The sequence below is a fragment of the Variovorax sp. GW821-FHT09D05 genome (assembly GCF_059416325.1).
In genome coordinates this window covers 1-5890 of the sequence record NZ_JBWKOZ010000025.1, presented here as the reverse complement: position 1 = coordinate 5890, position 5890 = coordinate 1, and the positions used below count along the sequence as shown (strand labels likewise).

The following is a 5890-nucleotide window of genomic DNA, read 5'->3' as shown; positions in this document are numbered from 1 at the left end:
ATCTGTCATATACTCGTGGGCTTCGCTGATGAATGCCACTGGTGTTCGAGGCAGTTGGTGCTTCTTCTGGGGTGTTGATTGTTGGCGGTGAAGAAAGTCTTCGAAAGTTGACGCGGTTTGAAAAAACGGTGCATAATCGAAGGCTTCGCTGAACGGCTTCAGCGGCTTGCGACGGAAGTTGCGGGTTGCGAAAAGAAGCTGGTGGGAAGCGAAGAAAGAGTTGAAAAGTTTGGTTGGACTTTAAAAGTCGTGCTAGACTGCAAGGCTCCGCTGAAACAGCTTCAGCAGCTTGCAACGAAGGTTGCGGGATGCGAATAAGAAGATGTTGAAAGCGAAAAAAGTTTGACGATTCTTTAAAAATCGTGATAGACTACAAGGCTTCGCTGATCGCAGCAAAGCAAACGAAGTTAACGCAAAGTTGCTTCGAGGTTCGTTAAAAATCTACAGCCGATAAGCGTGGGCGTTTGAAGGTAATTGCGTAAGTTCTTCGGAACAAGTCGCAAGACTTAAAAACGCTCATGAGAATAGAAGTGAAGTTCACTTCAATTTCTTTTTTTATGAGTTTTGCCTCATCGCGAGATGGGGCGCAAATCAAGATCGAACTATAGAGTTTGATCCTGGCTCAGATTGAACGCTGGCGGCATGCCTTACACATGCAAGTCGAACGGCAGCGCGGGAGCAATCCTGGCGGCGAGTGGCGAACGGGTGAGTAATACATCGGAACGTGCCCAATCGTGGGGGATAACGCAGCGAAAGCTGTGCTAATACCGCATACGATCTACGGATGAAAGCAGGGGATCGCAAGACCTTGCGCGAATGGAGCGGCCGATGGCAGATTAGGTAGTTGGTGAGGTAAAGGCTCACCAAGCCTTCGATCTGTAGCTGGTCTGAGAGGACGACCAGCCACACTGGGACTGAGACACGGCCCAGACTCCTACGGGAGGCAGCAGTGGGGAATTTTGGACAATGGGCGAAAGCCTGATCCAGCCATGCCGCGTGCAGGATGAAGGCCTTCGGGTTGTAAACTGCTTTTGTACGGAACGAAACGGCCTTTTCTAATAAAGAGGGCTAATGACGGTACCGTAAGAATAAGCACCGGCTAACTACGTGCCAGCAGCCGCGGTAATACGTAGGGTGCAAGCGTTAATCGGAATTACTGGGCGTAAAGCGTGCGCAGGCGGTTATGTAAGACAGTTGTGAAATCCCCGGGCTCAACCTGGGAACTGCATCTGTGACTGCATAGCTAGAGTACGGTAGAGGGGGATGGAATTCCGCGTGTAGCAGTGAAATGCGTAGATATGCGGAGGAACACCGATGGCGAAGGCAATCCCCTGGACCTGTACTGACGCTCATGCACGAAAGCGTGGGGAGCAAACAGGATTAGATACCCTGGTAGTCCACGCCCTAAACGATGTCAACTGGTTGTTGGGTCTTCACTGACTCAGTAACGAAGCTAACGCGTGAAGTTGACCGCCTGGGGAGTACGGCCGCAAGGTTGAAACTCAAAGGAATTGACGGGGACCCGCACAAGCGGTGGATGATGTGGTTTAATTCGATGCAACGCGAAAAACCTTACCCACCTTTGACATGTACGGAATTCGCCAGAGATGGCTTAGTGCTCGAAAGAGAACCGTAACACAGGTGCTGCATGGCTGTCGTCAGCTCGTGTCGTGAGATGTTGGGTTAAGTCCCGCAACGAGCGCAACCCTTGTCATTAGTTGCTACATTCAGTTGGGCACTCTAATGAGACTGCCGGTGACAAACCGGAGGAAGGTGGGGATGACGTCAAGTCCTCATGGCCCTTATAGGTGGGGCTACACACGTCATACAATGGCTGGTACAAAGGGTTGCCAACCCGCGAGGGGGAGCTAATCCCATAAAACCAGTCGTAGTCCGGATCGCAGTCTGCAACTCGACTGCGTGAAGTCGGAATCGCTAGTAATCGTGGATCAGAATGTCACGGTGAATACGTTCCCGGGTCTTGTACACACCGCCCGTCACACCATGGGAGCGGGTTCTGCCAGAAGTAGTTAGCTTAACCGCAAGGAGGGCGATTACCACGGCAGGGTTCGTGACTGGGGTGAAGTCGTAACAAGGTAGCCGTATCGGAAGGTGCGGCTGGATCACCTCCTTTCTGGAAACAAGCAATTTAATTTAAACGCCCACACTTATCGGTTGTTGGAAGAAGTCGGTTGTCTTCATTTGAAGATGGTTGGCGAATGGGTCTGTAGCTCAGCTGGTTAGAGCACCGTCTTGATAAGGCGGGGGTCGTTGGTTCGAGCCCAACTAGACCCACCAAATCTTCTGATATCTCGTGTGAGAGTTTGAGGGGGATTAGCTCAGCTGGGAGAGCACCTGCTTTGCAAGCAGGGGGTCGTCGGTTCGATCCCGTCATCCTCCACCAATAACTCGATACTTATTCAACACCAAAGCGGCTTCCTGCGAAGGCATGAGGCTTCTTTGTTGTTGATCAGGATCTCTTGATCAATCGGCTGTTCTTTAAAAATTCATAGAGTCGAATCAGCGTTGCTGATGGAAACTGCACATTCGTAAAGGTTTAGTGCAGACCGTGCCATCAGCAACATAGAATTTTTGATTGCGTCAAAAGAAACTTCAATTTCGAGTCAAATCGAATTTTGAATGTAACGGCATAACGCGCCAGGTGAAAGACCTGGCAATTCCTTGATTGACTTTGGTTTCCGTGAGGAAACGTCAAAGTTATAGGGTCAAGTGAATAAGAGCACGTGGTGGATGCCTTGGCAATGATAGGCGACGAAGGACGTGATAGCCTGCGATAAGCTTCGGGGAGCTGGCAAATTAGCTTTGATCCGGAGATTTCCGAATGGGGAAACCCACCGAAAGGTATCGCATGATGAATACATAGTCATGCGAGGCGAACCGGGTGAACTGAAACATCTCAGTAGCTCGAGGAAAAGACATCAACCGAGATTCCGAAAGTAGTGGCGAGCGAAATCGGAGAAGCCTGTTAGTGATAGCACAAGACATAACGGAACAGCTTGGAAAGGCTGGCCATAGCGGGTGATAGCCCCGTACGTGAAATGACCTGTGTGGTACTGAGCTAACGACAAGTAGGGCGGGACACGAGAAATCCTGTCTGAATATGGGGGGACCATCCTCCAAGGCTAAATACTCATCATTGACCGATAGTGAACTAGTACCGTGAGGGAAAGGCGAAAAGAACCCCGGGAGGGGAGTGAAATAGATCCTGAAACCGCGTGCTTACAAAAAGTAGGAGCCTCGTAAGGGGTGACTGCGTACCTTTTGTATAATGGGTCAGCGACTTACATTCAGTGGCAAGGTTAACCGAATAGGGAAGCCGTAGAGAAATCGAGTCCGAATAGGGCGATCAGTCGCTGGGTGTAGACCCGAAACCAAGTGATCTATCCATGGCCAGGATGAAGGTGCCGTAACAGGTACTGGAGGTCCGAACCGACTAGTGTTGCAAAACTAGCGGATGAGCTGTGGATAGGGGTGAAAGGCTAAACAAACTTGGAAATAGCTGGTTCTCTCCGAAAACTATTTAGGTAGTGCCTCAAGTATTACCATCGGGGGTAGAGCACTGTTTTGGCTAGGGGGTCATGGCGACTTACCAAACCAAGGCAAACTCCGAATACCGATGAGTACAGCTTGGGAGACAGAGCACCGGGTGCTAACGTCCGGACTCAAGAGGGAAACAACCCAGACCGCCAGCTAAGGTCCCTAAAATTGGCTAAGTGGGAAACGAAGTGGGAAGGCTAAAACAGTCAGGATGTTGGCTTAGAAGCAGCCATCATTTAAAGAAAGCGTAATAGCTCACTGATCGAGTCGTCCTGCGCGGAAGATGTAACGGGGCTAAGCCAGTTACCGAAGCTGCGGATTTGCAATTTATTGCAAGTGGTAGGAGAGCGTTCTGTAAGCCTGTGAAGGTGCGTTGTAAAGCGTGCTGGAGGTATCAGAAGTGCGAATGCTGACATGAGTAGCGTTAAAGGGGGTGAAAAGCCCCCTCGCCGTAAGCGCAAGGTTTTCTACGCAACGTTCATCGGCGTAGAGTGAGTCGGCCCCTAAGGCGAGGCAGAGATGCGTAGCTGATGGGAAACAGGTCAATATTCCTGTACCGATATATAGTGCGATGTGGGGACGGATCTTAATAGGTCATCCGGGTGTTGGATATCCCGGTTTAGTTGGATGTAGGCGTGCATTAGGCAAATCCGGTGCACATATACCGAGGCCAACGATCGAGCCAGCTTGCTGGTGAAGTGACTGAACGAGGTTCCAGGAAAAGCCACTAAGCTTCAGCTATATACGACCGTACCGCAAACCGACACTGGTGCGCGAGATGAGTATTCTAAGGCGCTTGAGAGAACTCAGGAGAAGGAACTCGGCAAATTGACACCGTAACTTCGGAAGAAGGTGTGCCCTATTAGTGTGAAGTGAACAACGGAGCATGAATGGGTTGCAAAAAATCGGTGGCTGCGACTGTTTATTAAAAACACAGCACTCTGCAAACACGAAAGTGGACGTATAGGGTGTGACGCCTGCCCGGTGCTGGAAGATTAAATGATGGGGTGCAAGCTCTTGATTGAAGTCCCAGTAAACGGCGGCCGTAACTATAACGGTCCTAAGGTAGCGAAATTCCTTGTCGGGTAAGTTCCGACCTGCACGAATGGCGTAACGATGGCCACACTGTCTCCTCCTGAGACTCAGCGAAGTTGAAATGTTTGTGATGATGCAATCTCCCCGCGGAAAGACGGAAAGACCCCATGAACCTTTACTGTAGCTTTGTATTGGACTTTGAACAGATCTGTGTAGGATAGGTGGGAGGCTTTGAAGCAGGGTCGCTAGATCTTGTGGAGCCAACGTTGAAATACCACCCTGGTGTGTTTGAGGTTCTAACCTAGGTCCATTATCTGGATCGGGGACAGTGCATGGTAGGCAGTTTGACTGGGGCGGTCTCCTCCCAAAGCGTAACGGAGGAGTTCGAAGGTACGCTAGTTACGGTCGGACATCGTGACGATAGTGCAATGGCATAAGCGTGCTTAACTGCGAGACTGACAAGTCGAGCAGATGCGAAAGCAGGACATAGTGATCCGGTGGTTCTGTATGGAAGGGCCATCGCTCAACGGATAAAAGGTACTCTGGGGATAACAGGCTGATACCGCCCAAGAGTTCATATCGACGGCGGTGTTTGGCACCTCGATGTCGGCTCATCTCATCCTGGGGCTGTAGCCGGTCCCAAGGGTATGGCTGTTCGCCATTTAAAGAGGTACGTGAGCTGGGTTTAAAACGTCGTGAGACAGTTTGGTCCCTATCTTCCGTGGGCGCTGCAGATTTGAGGAAGCCTGCTCCTAGTACGAGAGGACCGGAGTGGACACACCTCTGGTGTATCGGTTGTCACGCCAGTGGCATTGCCGAGTAGCTAAGTGTGGAAGAGATAACCGCTGAAAGCATCTAAGCGGGAAACTCGTTTCAAGATGAGATCTGCCGGGGCCTTGAGCCCCCTAAAGAGTCGTTCAAGACCAGGACGTTGATAGGTCAGGTGTGGAAGCGCAGTAATGCGTTAAGCTAACTGATACTAATTGCTCGTGCGGCTTGACCCTATAACTTTGATCAGTCTGATCAAGGTGTTATGCCAAGTTGACGCATTCAAAACAATTCGCCAAAAGCTGATTCCAAACTCTATGAATTCGTTTGATTGATCATGTGATCAGTCAGACAACCCTTTATGCCTGATGACCATAGCGACGTGGTACCACTCCTTCCCATCCCGAACAGGACAGTGAAACGCGTCAGCGCCGATGATAGTGCGGGTTCCCGTGTGAAAGTAGGTCATCGTCAGGCTCTTACAGCCCAGAAACCCCCAGTCAGAAATGACTGGGGGTTTTTGCTTTGG

Annotated in this window: 2 tRNA genes and 3 rRNA genes; all 5 read left to right on the top strand. The window is 50.5% G+C overall.

Going from position 1 to position 5890, the window contains the following annotated elements:
- The first annotated feature begins 599 nt into the window (after positions 1-599).
- A 16S ribosomal RNA gene (locus AC07O3_RS34450) occupies positions 600-2134 on the top strand.
- Positions 2135-2221: 87 nt separating this feature from the next.
- Positions 2222-2298, top strand: a tRNA-Ile gene (locus tag AC07O3_RS34445).
- Positions 2299-2328: 30 nt separating this feature from the next.
- A tRNA-Ala gene (locus AC07O3_RS34440) sits at positions 2329-2404 on the top strand.
- Between the two features lie 320 nt (positions 2405-2724).
- Positions 2725-5597: ribosomal RNA gene (locus tag AC07O3_RS34435) — 23S ribosomal RNA — on the top strand.
- A gap of 128 nt (positions 5598-5725) precedes the next feature.
- Positions 5726-5838, top strand: a 5S ribosomal RNA gene (rrf, locus tag AC07O3_RS34430).
- The 16S, 23S and 5S rRNA genes sit together here with 2 tRNA genes alongside, the layout of an rRNA operon.
- The last annotated feature ends 52 nt before the right edge of the window (positions 5839-5890 follow it).